The sequence below is a fragment of the Pacificispira sp. genome (genome assembly GCF_965228185.1).
In the GTDB taxonomy this organism is placed as follows: domain Bacteria; phylum Pseudomonadota; class Alphaproteobacteria; order UBA8366; family Aestuariispiraceae; genus Pacificispira.
Genome location: NZ_CBDDHE010000010.1, coordinates 85,416 through 100,468, shown reverse-complemented (window position 1 = coordinate 100,468; position 15,053 = coordinate 85,416). Strand labels below are relative to the sequence as shown.

Annotated in this window: 14 protein-coding genes, 1 tRNA gene and 1 riboswitch; of the genes, 6 read left to right on the top strand and 9 right to left on the bottom strand. The window is 65.1% G+C overall.

All coding sequences use genetic code 11. The annotated features are described in order from the left end of the window. Nucleotides 1-125 precede the first annotated feature (125 nt). The 3 genes from ACO06O_RS20905 to rfaE1 are packed head-to-tail and all read left to right on the top strand — an operon-like array spanning nucleotide 126 to nucleotide 4,610. Nucleotides 126-2,279: an HD-GYP domain-containing protein gene (locus ACO06O_RS20905; RefSeq protein ID WP_421884429.1), complete on the top strand. Its 2,154-nt coding sequence runs from the start codon at nucleotides 126-128 to the stop codon at nucleotides 2,277-2,279. 55 nt (nucleotides 2,280-2,334) lie between these two features. Next, the gene (locus ACO06O_RS20900; RefSeq protein WP_421884426.1) at nucleotides 2,335-3,096 is read left to right on the top strand and encodes a metallophosphoesterase family protein; all 762 of its coding nucleotides are present in this window, start codon (nucleotides 2,335-2,337) and stop codon (nucleotides 3,094-3,096) included. Nucleotides 3,097-3,134: 38 nt separating this feature from the next. Beyond that, nucleotides 3,135-4,610 carry a D-glycero-beta-D-manno-heptose-7-phosphate kinase gene (gene rfaE1 / locus ACO06O_RS20895; protein WP_421884423.1) on the top strand — a complete coding sequence of 492 codons (1,476 nt, stop codon included), beginning with the start codon at nucleotides 3,135-3,137 and terminating at the stop codon, nucleotides 4,608-4,610. A gap of 192 nt (nucleotides 4,611-4,802) precedes the next feature. Here rfaE1 and ACO06O_RS20890 read toward each other — a convergent pair whose 3' ends face one another. The 3 genes from ACO06O_RS20890 to ACO06O_RS20880 form a co-directional block, all read right to left on the bottom strand. Next, the gene (locus tag ACO06O_RS20890) at nucleotides 4,803-5,264 is read right to left on the bottom strand and encodes an MmcB family DNA repair protein (RefSeq protein ID WP_421884420.1); all 462 of its coding nucleotides are present in this window, start codon (nucleotides 5,262-5,264) and stop codon (nucleotides 4,803-4,805) included. A 69-nt stretch (nucleotides 5,265-5,333) separates the two neighbouring features. Beyond that, nucleotides 5,334-5,870, bottom strand: coding sequence for a hypothetical protein (locus tag ACO06O_RS20885; protein ID WP_421884417.1), 537 nt, complete (start codon nucleotides 5,868-5,870; stop codon nucleotides 5,334-5,336). A 22-nt stretch (nucleotides 5,871-5,892) separates the two neighbouring features. Continuing rightward, nucleotides 5,893-5,975: riboswitch (cyclic di-GMP riboswitch) on the bottom strand. Between the two features lie 275 nt (nucleotides 5,976-6,250). Then, a tRNA-Arg gene (locus ACO06O_RS20880) sits at nucleotides 6,251-6,327 on the bottom strand. A 555-nt stretch (nucleotides 6,328-6,882) separates the two neighbouring features. Here ACO06O_RS20880 and ACO06O_RS20875 point away from each other — a divergent pair. Both ACO06O_RS20875 and ACO06O_RS20870 read left to right on the top strand, forming a co-directional pair. After that, the gene (locus ACO06O_RS20875; RefSeq protein WP_421884414.1) at nucleotides 6,883-8,019 is read left to right on the top strand and encodes a hypothetical protein; all 1,137 of its coding nucleotides are present in this window, start codon (nucleotides 6,883-6,885) and stop codon (nucleotides 8,017-8,019) included. 118 nt (nucleotides 8,020-8,137) lie between these two features. Beyond that, nucleotides 8,138-8,563 (top strand): DUF4864 domain-containing protein, encoded by a 426-nt coding sequence (locus ACO06O_RS20870; RefSeq protein WP_421884411.1) that lies wholly within the window; start codon nucleotides 8,138-8,140, stop codon nucleotides 8,561-8,563. A gap of 28 nt (nucleotides 8,564-8,591) precedes the next feature. Here ACO06O_RS20870 and ACO06O_RS20865 read toward each other — a convergent pair whose 3' ends face one another. From ACO06O_RS20865 to ACO06O_RS20855, 3 genes are all read right to left on the bottom strand, one after another. Further along, nucleotides 8,592-9,164 carry a DUF882 domain-containing protein gene (locus tag ACO06O_RS20865; protein ID WP_421884408.1) on the bottom strand — a complete coding sequence of 191 codons (573 nt, stop codon included), beginning with the start codon at nucleotides 9,162-9,164 and terminating at the stop codon, nucleotides 8,592-8,594. A gap of 92 nt (nucleotides 9,165-9,256) precedes the next feature. Then, complete coding sequence (locus ACO06O_RS20860; RefSeq protein ID WP_421884405.1) at nucleotides 9,257-10,888, bottom strand: L,D-transpeptidase family protein; 1,632 nt, start codon at nucleotides 10,886-10,888, stop codon at nucleotides 9,257-9,259. A 221-nt stretch (nucleotides 10,889-11,109) separates the two neighbouring features. Then, nucleotides 11,110-11,307 carry a hypothetical protein gene (locus tag ACO06O_RS20855; protein WP_421884402.1) on the bottom strand — a complete coding sequence of 66 codons (198 nt, stop codon included), beginning with the start codon at nucleotides 11,305-11,307 and terminating at the stop codon, nucleotides 11,110-11,112. 284 nt (nucleotides 11,308-11,591) lie between these two features. Between ACO06O_RS20855 and ACO06O_RS20850 the strand changes: the two genes are divergently transcribed. Further along, a complete protein-coding gene (locus tag ACO06O_RS20850; RefSeq protein ID WP_420419343.1) occupies nucleotides 11,592-12,506 on the top strand; it encodes a LysR family transcriptional regulator in 915 nt (304 codons plus the stop codon). 169 nt (nucleotides 12,507-12,675) lie between these two features. Here the strand turns inward: ACO06O_RS20850 and ACO06O_RS20845 are convergent, their stop codons facing one another. The 3 genes from ACO06O_RS20845 to pyrF form a co-directional block, all read right to left on the bottom strand. Continuing rightward, a complete protein-coding gene (locus tag ACO06O_RS20845; protein WP_421884399.1) occupies nucleotides 12,676-13,317 on the bottom strand; it encodes a phosphoribosylanthranilate isomerase in 642 nt (213 codons plus the stop codon). A 183-nt stretch (nucleotides 13,318-13,500) separates the two neighbouring features. Then, a complete protein-coding gene (locus ACO06O_RS20840) occupies nucleotides 13,501-14,253 on the bottom strand; it encodes a hypothetical protein (RefSeq protein WP_421884397.1) in 753 nt (250 codons plus the stop codon). After that, nucleotides 14,243-15,007 carry an orotidine-5'-phosphate decarboxylase gene (pyrF, locus tag ACO06O_RS20835; protein ID WP_421884547.1) on the bottom strand — a complete coding sequence of 255 codons (765 nt, stop codon included), beginning with the start codon at nucleotides 15,005-15,007 and terminating at the stop codon, nucleotides 14,243-14,245. The genes ACO06O_RS20840 and pyrF overlap by 11 nt, the downstream gene beginning before the upstream one ends. Nucleotides 15,008-15,053: the final 46 nt, after the last annotated feature.

The following is a 15,053-nucleotide window of genomic DNA, read 5'->3' as shown; positions in this document are numbered from 1 at the left end:
GCTGCCAAGCGTATGGATCGGAATTTGCGCGAATATGGCTAAAACGTCGGGGTGTACGTTCATGCGGAATTTGGGCATTATCCGCGTCGATACACGTATCCTTTTGGGATCAGGGGGGATTACCGGTGAGCAGCACGACGAGTGACGGCGGCGCGAAGGACAGCGACAAGGCCGCCAAACCCGCCATGAGCGCGCGGATGAAGATGATTCTGACCGGCGTCGGGGTGGCCATCTTCGTCGCCGTCGGCATCTTCCTGATGCTGCAATTCAAGGCGTCGGAACAGGCGCGTGAAATGCGCCAGTGGCAGAGCCGCATGTCGATCGTCATCGACAGCCGCTACACCGATATCGAACGCTGGCTGGGCGAACAGACCGCCGATCTGCGCGGCATTTCCGACAATGCGTCGGTCCAGCTCTACCTGACCGTCTTCCACGAAGCCGGCGGCGGCGGTGAGGAGGCCCAGGCGGAACTGGGCTATCTGGGTAATCTCCTGGAGGTCGTCGCGGATCGCGCCGGGTTCCGCAAGGACGATACCGGCCCGCAGGTCGGCGCCAACATCGCCAAGGAAGGCACCCACGGCCTGGCGCTGATCGACTTGAACTACGAATACATCGTCCGGACCGACAATTTCCCGCAGATCAAGGGGCCGATCCGGACATTCCTGGACAATACGGAAAAGGGCGTCTCCGCCGTTTCCGACATTTTCCTGAATGCCGACAACAAGCCGTCCATGGCCTTTCTGGTCCCGGTCTATGCCATCCAGGCGGATGAGAGCGCGGAATCGCAGCTCGGCTACGTACTGGGGATCAAGGAAGTCGGGGAGGAACTCTATCCCCTGCTGGAACAGCCGGGCGCGACGGAAGAAACCGCCGAGACCCTGATCGTCCGCCAAGCCAAGAACCAGATCGAATATCTGACGCCGCGCCGCGACGGCACGCCGCCGCTGAAGAAGCCGCTGGCCGTCGACACGCCGAACCTGGCCAGCGCCTGGGCGGTCCGCACGGTCGGCGGGTTCACCACCGCGACTGACTATGCCGGCAACGAGGTCCTGGCAATCTCCCGCGCCTTCCAGCAGGTTCCCTGGACCCTGGTCCACAAGGTCGACACGTCGGAAGCACTGAAGGAATCGCGCGAGCGCATCCAGCTGCTGATGATCGTTTTCGGCGCCATCATCGTCCTGGTGCTGATCGGGATGTTGGCGCTGTGGTACTACGGCACGTCGCAGCGCGCGACCGAGGCGGCGCATAAATTCGAGGAACTGGCCAACCGCTTCCAGGGGCAGCGCAATTTCATGCACCTGGTGACGGACAGCCAGCCCAACGCCATCGTCATCCTCGACGAGTCCGGCCATTATCGCTGGTTCAACAAGACCGCGTTGGACCTGTCCCGGATGGACCGCAAGGACATGTTCGACAAGCATGTCTCGGCCATTCTGGGTCCGGTCGAGGGCAAGCGCATCGCCGCCTGGGTCAAGGAGGCCCTGGCCAAGAACGAACGCCTGACCGTCACCCATACGATGGAACTGGGCGAGGACGGGCCGAAGGTCTATCGATCCGACTTCCAGCCGCTGCCGGCCCGCGAAGACTTCCCGCCGGGCGTGCTGATGGTCAGCCAGGACATCACCGAAAGCGTCAAGGAGCGCGAGAAGCGCGAGGCCGTGATGCGTCAGTTGGTCGGCACATTGGTTTCCGTCGTCGACCGGCGCGACCCGTTCTCGGCCAACCATTCGGTCCGGGTCGGCGAGGTCGCCCGTGCCGTGGCCAAGGAAATGGATATCGACCACACCCTGACCGAAACCGCCGCCATCGCGGGCAGCCTGATGAATCTGGGCAAGATCACGGTGCCGGAAGAGGTTCTGACCAAGCAGGGCGGCCTGACCGACGAAGAGATCAAAATGATCCAGCAATCGGTCCTGACCAGCGCCGAATTGGTGTCGAATATCGATTTCGACGGGCCGGTTTACGACACGCTGCGCCAGTTGCAGGAGAACTTCGACGGCAGCGGCACGCCGGACGGTCTGTCGGGCCAGAACATCGTCGTAACGGCCCGCATCTCCGCCGTCGCCAACGCCTTTGTCGGCATGGTCAGCGCCCGCGCCTGGCGTGCCGGCATGAGCTTCGACAAGTCGCTGGATATCCTGTTGTCGGACGGCAATAAAAAGTTCGACAGGTCTGTTGTGGTGGCGCTGGCTAACTATCTAGATAACCGGGGGGGACGTGACGAGTGGAAGAGTTACGGCGACCCGCCGGCCGAGGATGGTAAAGCCCCGGCCGAGTGACCCGCGCCGGAAGTGAGGCGATATCAGTACGGCAACAGCCGCAACGGCCCCGCCCTTGAAACGATCCCGCGCGCCTGACGGCGTGCGGCTGATCGCTGTCGGCGATGTTCACGGTCATCTGAACTATCTGGACGATCTTCTGGCCGCGTTGGTCCGGACGCCCGCCCCGGCGGCAAAGAATCTGCGCGACCGCTTCGTGTTCCTGGGCGATTACATCGACCGGGGTCCGGACTCTGCGGGTGTCATCGACCGGCTTATCGAATTGCGTGAGGCCGAGGCCGGGTCGGCCGATGGGGCGGTCTTCCTGCGCGGCAATCACGAGGAGATGATGCTGCGCTTTCTGAAAGACGGGGATATGCGGCTGGGCGGTGCCTGGATCGCCAATGGCGGCGACGAGACGCTGCGCAGCTATGGCGTCACCCCGCCGGCGGATGCCCTCGACACCGCCGACTTCAATCGCAGCCGCCGCGATCTGGACGCGGCCCTGCCGCCGGCTCATCTGCATTTCCTGGAGACCTTGTCGCTGATCCATCGCGACGGCGATTTCATTTTCGTCCATGCCGGTTTGCGCCCGGACGTCGCTGTCGCGGATCAGGACGCGAAGGACATGATGTGGATTCGCGACACTTTCCTGGACAGCCAGTATGATTTCGGCGGGCTGGTCGTCCATGGCCATTCACCCACCCCCGATCCCGAACTGCATCCCAACCGGATCTGCGTCGATACCGGCGCGGGCAAGGGCGGATATTTGACGGCGGGATTGTTCTGGGGTACCGAAAAGGCCTTCCTTCACGCGGGCCCGCGCGCACCCTACTAAGCCGCGCCGGCGCCCATGATCACAAGGACATTCCGGAGATGACCGAGACCGATCTGGCGGCGACCCTGGAGCGGCTGGGCGGGGCCAAGGTGCTCTGCGTCGGCGATCTGATGCTGGACCGGTTCGTCGAGGGCAAGGTGGAGCGGATTTCCCCCGAAGCCCCGATCCCCGTCCTGTCCGTGCAGCGCGAACGCCCGGCACTGGGCGGCGCGGCCAATGTTGCGCGCAATGTCTCGGCCCTGGGTGCGCGATGCACCCTGGTCGGGGCGGTGGGCGCGGATTCCGCCGCGGGGGAACTGGCCACGATGCTGGCCGACCTGCCGGGTGTGACCGACGGCTCCGTCACCGCGCCGGACCGGCCGACCGCCGTCAAGACGCGCTACATCGCCGGCCGTGCCCAATTGCTGCGCACCGACCGGGAAAGGACCGGCCCCTTCCCGCCGGAAACCGCCGCCGCCCTACGCGAGGCCGCCCTGACCGCGCTGCCCGGCGCCGGCGCGCTGATCCTGTCGGATTACGGCAAGGGCGTCCTGTCCGACGCGCTGGTCGCCGACCTGATCGCGGCCGCCAACCAGGCGGGCTGCCCGGTCATCGTCGATCCGAAGGGTCGGGACTTCTCGCGCTATCGCGGCGCCGATCTGGTCACCCCGAACCGGGCCGAACTGTCCCTGGCCAGCGGCATGCCCGCCGAGGGCGACGACGCCGTGCTGGCCGCCTGCCGCCACCTGGCCGAGAGCTGCGGTCTGGCCGGCATTCTGGCCACCCGGTCGGAGGAAGGCATGACCCTCTATCGCCGCGCCGCCGACGGAACCGACAGCGCCGTCCATCTGGGCGCCCGCGCGCGGGAGGTCTTCGATGTGGCGGGCGCCGGGGACACGGTCGTCGCCGCGCTGGCCGCCGGTCTTGCCGCAGGCCTCGACCCGCGCAGCGCTGCCGCCCTGGCCAACCGGGCGGCGGGGATCGTCGTCGCCAAGACCGGCACCGCCGTCGCCTATCCCGGCGAAATCCTGAACGACAGTCACGAGGAACGCCTGGAGGCTGGGGAATCCAAAGTCCTGACCCAGGCCGAGGCAGTCGACCGCGTCGCCGCCTGGCGCCGGTCCGGCAAGTCGGTCGGCTTCACCAATGGCTGTTTCGATCTGCTGCATCCGGGCCATGTTTCGCTGATCGCCCAGGCCCGCGCCGCTTGCGACCGGCTGGTCGTCGGCCTGAACAGCGATGCGTCGGTCGGCCGTCTGAAAGGCCCCGACCGTCCGGTCCAGCCGGAATCCGCCCGCGCCGCCGTTCTGGCTGCGCTGGGCCATGTCGATCTGGTGGTGATCTTCGGCGAGGATACGCCGCTTTCCCTGATCACCGCGCTGGAACCGGACGTGCTGATCAAGGGCGCGGATTACACCAAGGACAAGGTCGTCGGCGCCGATGTCGTGGAGCGGCTGGGCGGCAAGGTCGTCCTGGCCGATCTGGTCGACGGTCATTCGACGACACGGACGATCGCCAAGCTGAACCGGGGCTGAGTGAGGGACCCTCTTCCCCGGAAGGGAGAGGCAGGACCATCACGCGTTCCTTCGCCCGCAAGAGCAGGGAGTGACCGGCACGGGCGCGCTCCTGCGAAAGCGGGGGCCTTGCCGGGTCGCGTCTGGAGAGGGGCCGCGAAGGTTCCTGCTTCCGCAGGAACCCGGGTGGCGTTACCGCGTCATACGGCTTCCTCACCCTTCCATCAGGCGTGAACAGCGTTCCGCCGCCAGCCGGGCGAAGCGCAGGGTCAGGGCCTTGCGGCGGCTGGCATTCATGCTGCCCTCCGCCGCCGGGCGTTCGATCGAGGCGCCATAGGCGTCGGCCAGGATCAGTCCGACTTCGCCGGGCAGGATGTCGATGGGGAATTCGGTCGGGACGGCGAAGTAGAACCGGTCGCAGAAGGGCAGATACTCACCCCATTTGGAATCGGCCGCATAATCCTCCAGCGAGGATTTCACTTCCACGATCGTCGTCTGGCCCTTCTTGTCCAACGCCATCACATCGACGCGCCGTCCGGTTTTCAGCGGCACCTCGGTCAGACAGGCCAAGCCCATCTCGCGCAGCAGGCGCATCGTGCCGCGCGTGACCGCCTGGGTCGCGTCCGGGCGGGTGCCGAAGCCAGGCGGCGTGATCTCAGGCAGGGATTCCGGCATGGCGCGCTCCTCTCCGGGGCACCATAGACCAGACGATAAAGAAAACAAACACGGAACTAATGCGAATATCTATTCGTAGGATTTCTGGGCGATCCGGCGGTAACTCAGCCCCTGGCATTCATAGACGTCGCGGCTGGGATAGATCCATTTATAGGCGGTCGGTTCGGTCAGTCGGACGGCATCCATCGGGATCGACGGAAATTCCGCGCGCAACACGCGGATCAGCACAGGATCGCGGCCGGAGATGCGCGTCTTGTCGCTCAAACGGGAGGGATTTTCCGCCGCGAAGACCTGCAGCCGGTCATGCAAATAGGGCGACTTTTCGCACAGCGCATCGGCCATGGTTCGGTTCGGCAGGTCGATGACCGCCACAAGGCCGTCATTGATCCGGCCGGCGACATTCATCAGCGGCCCGGCGACCAGCCGGACCGGCTCGCCGTTATCGGGTTGGCGCTTGTCCTCGGTGTCGGAAATCTCCTGCACCGCGTCCAGCACCTCCTCGCCGAACAAGGGCATCAGGATGATCGGAAGCACGCCGAAAAAGGCGATGATCGTATAGAGGATGAGGCGGTCGATGCCCATGGGCTGCACTGCTTTCGGCGTCACGCGTTGTTTCCAGTCGTCGCTTTTCGGCAACCCCGCTACCCCGTTTACGCTCCGGGGCCGGAGGCTTTGCGTCCCGCCGTTACCGACGGTTTGCCTTGATCGAAAGGCGCGACACCCGCGTCTTCCTACCGATGAACTATAATTAGCTGATTCCGCAGCGCAACACAGTGACGAGGATCACAGGTAGAATTTTTTGTGACGCCCCGGATTTTGCGGCGACGGTACCGATATCCGCTGAATGGGGCCGGCGAAGCGCATATGCGACTTCACCCACGGAAGTGGGACGCAGGCCGTCGAAAGTCGGGAGAAAATGGCGCGCCCCAACGGACGAAGTCCGAACTTACTAAGTTCCGGGAAGCGATGTTCGAACGAAGTGAGAATGGCGCGCCCCGGAGGATTCGAACCCCCAACCTCCTGATCCGTAGTCAGGTGCTCTATCCAGTTGAGCTAGGGGCGCGCAGTGCGGCCGACCGGTGATCGGCGGCGCGGCGCGGTTGATAGGCCAAGCGGCGGGGAATGGCAAGGGGTGATTTGCAGGAAAATGACAAAGACGCTGATCCGTCCGGTTTCGTCCGGCCCGGCCCGGTGCTCTTGCGGCGCGTATCTGTCGGGTCGCGGGGGTGAGACCGAGACGCAACGGCCGGGAAAAATCGCGCTAGTCCAATGGGATTCGGCCTATCCCCCACCCAGAATGCGGGTTGTCCCCGAACGCGGGGTCAAGTAGTATCCGCGCTAAGTTTGCCGGGTCCGGCCCGGCGGCGCTGTTTATCGGTCGCCGCCGTATGGATCGCGGATAGAGTGGGACGGCGGTTTTGGGCGCGGCGCAGGACGTTGCGGACCGGATCGCGTGGGGGCAGAAACCGCGTTGGGCTGGACGGGCGTTCCAACCAGGAAACTTCCGGCAGGGAGTTCTCCGAAGGGGCGGTCCGGCGGCGCATGCGGCGGTCCGAGAAAGGGTCCGGGGATCACGGACCCGAAGGAAGACAGGGCGGTACAAGGCATGGTGCAGGGCATGACGACTTCTTTCCGGATGTTTGGGCTGATCGGCGCGACCTGTGTCATGCTGACCGGATGCGACTCGCTGTGGCCGTCCCTGGACGCCCAGGACCCGGCCGGCGGATCCACCGCGGCCTCGCAGCCGACCACCGCACCCGCCCCGGCTCCGGCGGCGCAGCAGGCGACGGCCCAGCCGACCGTCTCGGCGATCCCGGCCAGCACCCAGGCGGTCTATTCCGGCACCACGGCGGTCGGCGAGCGGATCGCCCAGATGGATCAGGACCTGCGGCAATTGACCGGCCAGGTCGGCGACTTGAAGGGCCGGTTGAGTGGCATCCGCGCCAACAGCTCCAGCAACGCCACGACCTATCATTCCAACAAGGCCGCGATCACCTCGCGCCTGCAGCTCGGCACCACGCCGGGCAACCCCATCCTGGTCGAACAGTGGAACCAGGCCCAGAATTCCCTGGCCCAGGTCGAACAGACCATCCCGTCCCTGTCCAAGCTGCACAGCGACGCGTCGGATCAGGCGGCCTTTGGGAAATTCCTGTTGAGCACGGTTCAGGCGACCTATGGCCTGTCCGGCGCGGTCGACGAAGACCATGCCCGCCTGCGCGTCTTGGAAGACGCCGTGCACCAGGGTCTGGTCGATCTGGACCGGATGCTGACCGACGTCACGCAGGAGATCAATCGCCACAATCTCTATGTCTCGGCCGAGCGCGGGAACATGACGACGCTGGCGGAAGGCATCAAGAACGGTCAGCTGTATGGCGCCAATATCGCCACCCGGTCATTCCAACTGACCGAGAACGCGGCGGCGCGTGTCGCGGCGTCCGGCCAGGGCATCGATCCGTCGGCAGAGCCGCTGGTCATCATCAAATTCGACCGCGAGAACGTCCCTTATCAGCAGGCGCTGTTCAACGCGGTGAACCAGGCCATGACCGCCAAGCCGAACGCAGTGTTCGATCTGGTCGCCGTCAGCCCCGACCGCGGCAATGCGGCGCAGGTCGCGCTGAACGGCGCCGCCGCCCAGCGCAATGCGGAAGCCGTGCTGCGCACCCTGACCAGCATGGGCATTCAGCCCGGCCGGGTGAACCTGCTGTCGGATTCGCAGGGCGTCGCGCAGAACGAGGTTCACCTCTACGTCCGCTGAGGCATCGTCCGAGACCGCAGGTCCCGGCCGCCCCTTCCGGATTTCCACCGTCTGTGATCCTACCGGCCTTCCGGCGCGTATCCCTTTGCAGGGGCCCAACCACGCCGGAGGCCGTATCATGCGGATCGTCTTCGTCTTTCTGTTCGTCGCCGGGTTGGCGGCGGTCGGCGCGATCACCGCGCGGGCACAGGACAATGCGGGCCAGCAGGCCGTCGCAACCATCATCCAGAACCAGCTGAACGCCATGGCGGCAGGCGACCGCGCGGAAGCCTATTCCTATGCCGCGACCTTCATTCAGCAGAAGTTCCAGAACCCGGACATCTTCATGGAGATGGTGACCCGCGGCTATGCCCCGCTGATCGCGCCCCAGGCCGTGGAGTTCCAGCGCTTCGAGGTGTCAGGAGGGCGCGCCACCCAGGCGGTCATGCTGGTCGCGCGGGACGGATCGGCCTGGATGGCCACCTATTTCATGCAGCAGATGGAAGACGGAAGCTGGCGCATCGCCGGATGCCAGCTTGAGAAACTGCCGGGCGGGGCCGTCTGACCGCCGCCCGCAGGATCACATCGATCTGTTACCAGGTCCGAACCGGACCGGTATCGACATGGACGAAGTCGTTCTTGCGATACAGGCCGACGCCGCCCGCCTTCAGACCGCGCGCCACCGGATAGACGTTTTCCGCCCGGATGCCCGGCACCCGCACATCCACCGCCATGCCGCGCATGTGATAGCTTTTCTTGGCGACGCCGCCGCTATTGGCGGCCAGGGCCGCATTGGTGGCCGGCGCGCGATAGGCAGAGATGATTTCGAACGGCCCTTTGGTGTCCAGCTTGTGGCGCAGGCGCACCAGCAGCTCCAACAGACCCAGATCCATATCCACGGCTTCGCCGGTCCGCCAATCCCGCAGGATATTGTTGACCTCGGCCAGGGCGCCCTGGTCATAGACCCCTTCCTTGCGGAAGGTCAGCGCCAGCTTTTCGCCGGTATGAAGGTGGACGAAGGAGAGGCGCGCCACCCCTGGAAGCCGGATCGGCGCCACAGCGGAGGCGGTGCCCATCGTGATTCCCGGGATCGTGCCCGAAACCGCGGCCGCACTGACGAGGCCCGCGGCGCCGCTGATGAAGCGGCGTCGATCAATGAGTGTCATGAAGCGCTTGCTCCGAAAGTCAGCGATCTCCCTCCATATCCCGGAATGTGATCACAGGGCAATATGTATTTTCCGCATACGTCCGCGCCGTGTCATGCGCCTAGCGCGGCCCGCAGGATGCCGTCCCGGTCGTAAACATCGGGCCGGAAGCGCACGGCATGAAGCGGATCCGACAAGTCCGCGCCGGGCGGCACCCAGGCGGTCAGATAGGTCAGATGCACCGGCACGGTTTCCTTCATCAGAACCCGGACAGGCTTGTCGCGCGCCATCGCGTCGGCAATCCGCTCCGCCGTCCAGTCCGGCTGATCGCGCAGCAGCGCCTGGGCCAGCACATCCGGCTTGGATACACGGATGCAGCCGGAGCTGAAGGCCCTTTCCGGGCGGGCATAGAGCTCCTTCGCCGGGCTGTCGTGCAGATAGACATTGTGGGTGTTCGGGAACATGAACTTGACCCGGCCCAGCGCATTGTCGTCGCCCGGACGCTGCTGGATCTGATAGGGGAAGCCGCGCGCCTCAACCGTCGCCCAATCGATCTGGGACGGGTCGATCTCCTGCGGATTGTCACCGCCGGTGAAGAAACGGTAGCCGAACTTCTCGATCACCGTCGGGTCTTTCTTGATTTTCGGGATCATGTCCTTGACCAGAATGCCGGGCGGCACCGTCCAGGTCGGGCTGAAATCGATGTAGCGGATGCGGTCGGAAAAGACCGGTGTGCGCCGGTAGGGCCGGCCGACGACGACCGCCATACTGAGTTTCGGCGCGCCGTCTTCCCAGTAATCCAGTTGGAAATCCGCGATATTCACATGGACATGGCGGCTGCCGAAATTGTCCGGCAGCCAGCGCAGCCGCTCCATGTTCAGGGCCGCGGTTGTCACCCATTCGGCCGCGTCCCGATTCAGGGTGGCCAGGGTCTGCTTGCCGACCACCCCGTCTGCGGCAAGGCCGTAACGGGTCTGGAAGGCCGCGACCGCCGCCTGTAGGCCCGGGCCATAGGCCGAGCCAACGGCGCCGTCGATGGGGATGCCGAGATAGATCAGCCGGTCCGCGATCGCCGGCAGGCGCGCATCTTCCATGCCGGGCTTCAGCGTCGGGCCGTCCGGTACGGTCGGCGGCGGATCCTCACTGGCCTTGACGCGCCAGGCGGTATAGGCGGCACGCAGATTGCGGTAACGGTCGGATTGCGGGGCCATGGCGGCCAGCGCGGCGCGCGGATCCTTCGCCAATCCGAGCTTCAGCAGGACCGAATCCGGCTGCGTGTCGCGCGGATAGACGAACAGGTCCGGTTCCGCCCGTTTTGGATCGGCGCGGCCGCTTTGAATGTCGATCCCGTAGCGCGCGGCCGAGAAACTGTAAGCGAGTTCCCGGTGTTCCGGGCTGGCGTCCCAGTTGGGCAGGCGCGACGGGTCGTAATCGCGCGGGTCCAGGGCATCGGTATCGGCATGGGCCAACCCGGCCAACAGGGCATCGGCATGGCCTGCCGGACTGTCGGCGCCGAACCAGAAGGCGGCATAGTTGCGCAGGGCATAATGCCGGGCGACCCCGTCGCGCAGATAGTCGCTGACCGCCGCCCGGATCAGGGGATCGCTCCCGTCGACCAGCAGGTCCGCCAGCCTGTCGGGATCGGCCGTTCCCGACGACGCATCGGCCCGGCGCTGAAACAGTCCCGATCCGAATGCCGCGCCCAACAGCGCCGCGCCGCCGCCCAGAACCTGTCTGCGATCCATGAATGCCTCCGTCGCACCTTCCACAAAAAAAACCCCGTATCGGATCGATACGGGGCTAGTCTCTCACGAGTTTGCGCCGGTCGTACAGGGAGATCCGGCGCAGGGCGGTGGAGCGTCGGCGTACCGACGCTCCGGGGGGGATGGGCCGTCGCGGCCACCCGGCGAGCTTCATGCCGGGCGAAGGGGGCGATACCGCGACGGTGTTCCGTTCGCGCGACCTGTCAGCAGGCCACGCAGTTCGGCGCGCGACCGGTCAGGGTCAGATACGGACGCGCCGTGAATAGGTTTCTGAACGCCTCCGCGACGGCGGTACCGGCGTCGTGGAAGGCCTTGCTGCGAAGCCGGCCGGCACGGGCCAGGCCTTCGCGGATTTCCGCGTCAGTCGGATGGCGGCGCAACAGAGCTTCGGTCTCGCTCATAACGAAGATCCTTTCCTTCGGTTTGCGCCCGCCCTTCGATCCTGGGGGATCGGATTGCGGGTGTCTGGGTATGGCGTTTGTTCCGCCGTGGTAAAAAACTTAACAAGTCGGGCGTTCTTTTTTAATCTGGTGGATGGTCCAAGCATCTATTCTTTGACGGAATAGGTTGGGCCGTATATAAACCGATCCGTAACGCAACGGACACAAATCAGGGAGTTGCCGGCCCGGCGAGGCGAAAACGCCAGCCTGGCGCTATCGGCCTTTCGGGGGAGCGTCGCAGGAAAATGGATAGAGCGGGTGAAATGGCCGTCTTCACCAAAGTGGTGGAAGAGGGAAGCTTCTCCAGTGCCGCGCGGGCGCTGAAACTGACGCCGTCGGCGGTCAGCAAGCAAATCGGGCGGTTGGAAGACCGGCTGGGCGTGCGATTGTTGAACCGCACGACACGGCAGCTTTCGGCGACAGAGGAAGGCGATGCCTTCTATCAACGCTGCGTGCGCATCCTGACGGATATGGAAGAGGCGGAACTGGCGGTCAGCCAGCGCCATTCCGCACCACGCGGCACCTTGCGCGTCAATTGCGGCGTCGCCTTCGGCAAGCACCAGATCAGTCCGCTGATCCCGGAATTCCTGGACCGGTATCCCGAGGTCAATGTCGAGATGACGCTGACCGACGCGCTGGCCGATCTGGTGGAGGAAGGCCAGGACGTGGCGATCCGCTTCGGCAAGCTGCAGGATTCCTCCATGGTCGCGCGGCAATTGGCGGTCAGCCGCCGGGCGATCTGCTGTTCCCCGGACTTTCTCGAACGGTTCGGCGAACCGAAACACCCGTCGGAACTGGTGAATTACAACCGCCTCGCCTTTGCCATGGCGATCCATCTGAACGAATGGATTTTCCGCCTGCCCGACGGCACGGAATACCCGGTGAAGGCGGAAGGCAATTTCACCGCCAACAATGGCGAGACGATCCACGAAATGGTTTTGGCCGGGCTGGGCATCGCGCGGCTGGCCGAATTCCTGGTCGCGCCGGAGGTCAAGGAAGGCAAGCTGGTCCGCATCCTGACGCCGTTCTATCGCGACGTCGAAGTGCCGATCAACGCGGTCTATCCGACCCGCCGGCACCTGTCGCCCAAGGTGCGGGCCTTCGTCGACTTCCTGGTGGAAAAATTCAACCCCGTGCCGCCTTGGGAGTCCTTGACCTGAGGCGCCCGAACCGCCCGGACGGCACGGGGCTGAAAGTTGGGATGGGATAGAAGTGTCTTCAGGGATAGGGCCCATTCCGACGCTTCACCGCTCCGCAGAGCGATAAGGCGAGACTAGGCCCCGCCCCACAGGCCCGCATTGACGTGAATCAAACGGTTCGAGAAAGCCGTCAGGCGGACTTGACCGCGTTCAGGAAGGCCGCGATTTTCGCCGGATCCTTCTTGCCCGGTGCGCTTTCCAGGCCCGACGAGGCGTCGACACCGGGACAGCCGGTCATGCGGATCGCCGATTTCACATTGTCCGGGGTCAGCCCGCCGGCCAGCAGCCACGGCACGGGCCAGCTGCGCCCTTCCAGCACCGTCCAGTCGAAGGTCTCTGCATTGCCGCCGGGTCGCGTCGCATCCGCCGGCGGTTTGGCGTCGAACAGCAACCGGTCGCAGACCTTGGCGTAGCGGTCGGCGGTGGCCAGATCCTCGGCATCGCGCACCTTGATCGCCTTGTGCACTTCGCGGCCCGTGCGGGCTTTCAGCCCGGCGCAGCGGTCCGCCGGCTCCTCGCCATGCAGCTGGATCGCGTCCAGCGGCACCCGGGCCAGAACCTGATCGATCAACTCGTCATCGGGGTCCACGAACAGGCCGACGCGGAGGACGCGTTCCGGCACGCGCCCGGCCAGCATCGCCGCCTCGTCGACGGAGACCGCGCGCGGGCTGGGCGGAAAGAACACAAGCCCGATCAACGCCGCGCCATGCCTGACGGCGGCTTCCATCGCCTGGGGATCGGTGATCCCGCAAATTTTCGCGTCGACTGCCATGGCCGGATAGATAGAGCGGGACGCCGCGCGCCGCAAGCAAGACAACCGCGAAGGGCGCGAAGGAGGCGCCAAGGACGCCAAGTCGGTTTAACGCGGAGGGCGCGGAGGGATCGCAGAGAACGCGGAGAGAGTTTCGATGCGGTGAGTTCCGAGTCAGGTCTTATAGAAGATTCTTCCTCCGCGTTAAAACTTTTGATCCGTTATACGGAACAGCTCGACCGTCAGCCAAAGAACGCCGACCAGCCATGCTTTTTCCACCAGAATTCGTGCCAGGTCCCAGCCTGGTCGGAACAGGTCGATTGGCTCGATGGCTCCCCGGAACAGGTCGTAATGCCAATGAGGATCAACCAGAAAGACCGGTATCCGGAGCATCGTGATCCAGGCAATCAGGACCGAGCCGCCTACCAGACAGACAAAAGGCATCGGGTTTCGTTCAAAAATCGTGACCCCGCTATAGGGCCATACGAACCGCCCTTCCGTCACCGACAGCCAGAGCGTTGCCAGCGCCAGAAGCTTCGTTGTCTCCAGCACAAGGAAGAACACCAAACTGATCCAAACAGGACCGTCCGCCGACAGTATGAGGACGATGGGGGTTCCGACACTCCAAAGAACGTAATGAACCCCGGCGTAACATGCGGTCATGGCCGCCGCGGTAACCAGTATCGGCAAGGGCGCAAGGCGCCGTTCGGGTCCCGCCGCGAGGCGCATCAACGTCAGAACGGCGGCGGCATACAGGCATTCCTGCAATATCGGCCAAATCCATTCCGGCACATCGTGAAACGCAAGCGCCTTCCACCCAGTGCTATGCAGCCACCCGCGGCCGTCCTGTGTCGCGAAGACCGCCTGCCCCCATTTGACGCATGTGAAGGCCAGGGCGAAAAGGGCGGCGGCAAACAGCGAAGAGCCTGCGCCGCCTATCCCAGCGTTACGCCCCACCCAACTCGTCCGCGATGGCCTTGGCGGCGCCGGCGGGGTTTTCGGCGCCGGTGATGGGGCGGCCGATGACGATGAAATCGGCGCCTTCGGCAATCGCTTCGGACGGGGTCATGACCCGTTTCTGATCGCCCAGCGCGGCGCCGGCGGGACGGATGCCCGGGACGATCAGTTTGAAGTCGGGGCCGCATTCGGCGCGGATGGCGGCGATTTCCTTCGACGAGCAGACGACGCCGTCCAGCCCGGCCTTCCGTGCCAGGCCAGCCAGACGCACGGCCTGATCCTTCGACGGGCCGGCCTGACCCACGGCGGAGAGATCGGCATCGTCCAGGCTGGTCAGCACGGTCACGGCGATCAGCATCGGGCGCACGGTGCCCAACTGTTCGGCCTCGAAATTGGCGGCGTCCAGGGCGGCCTTCATCATCGCCGGGCCGCCACCGGCATGGACGTTCAGGATCGACGGGCCCAGCGGCATGACGGAGCGCACCGCCCCCGCCACCGTGTTGGGGATGTCGTGAAATTTGAGATCGAGGAACAGGCGTTGCTGCGCCGGGGCCTCGCCGCGCGGCGTTTCTTCCGGCCCGGCGCGCACCACCTTGCGGACCCCGTCCGGCCCGGCGGCGTTGAAGAATTCCAGCCCCAGCTTGATGCCGCCGACATGGCCCGCGAGCTGCCGCGACAGGGCGACGGCCTTGTCCGTATCCGGCGTGTCGAGGGCGACGAGAACCCTGTCCTTCGGTTTGACTGGCGTGGTCATCCGGGTCATCGGCGGGTCTCCTCCTTGATTGTGGCGGGCGTCGTCA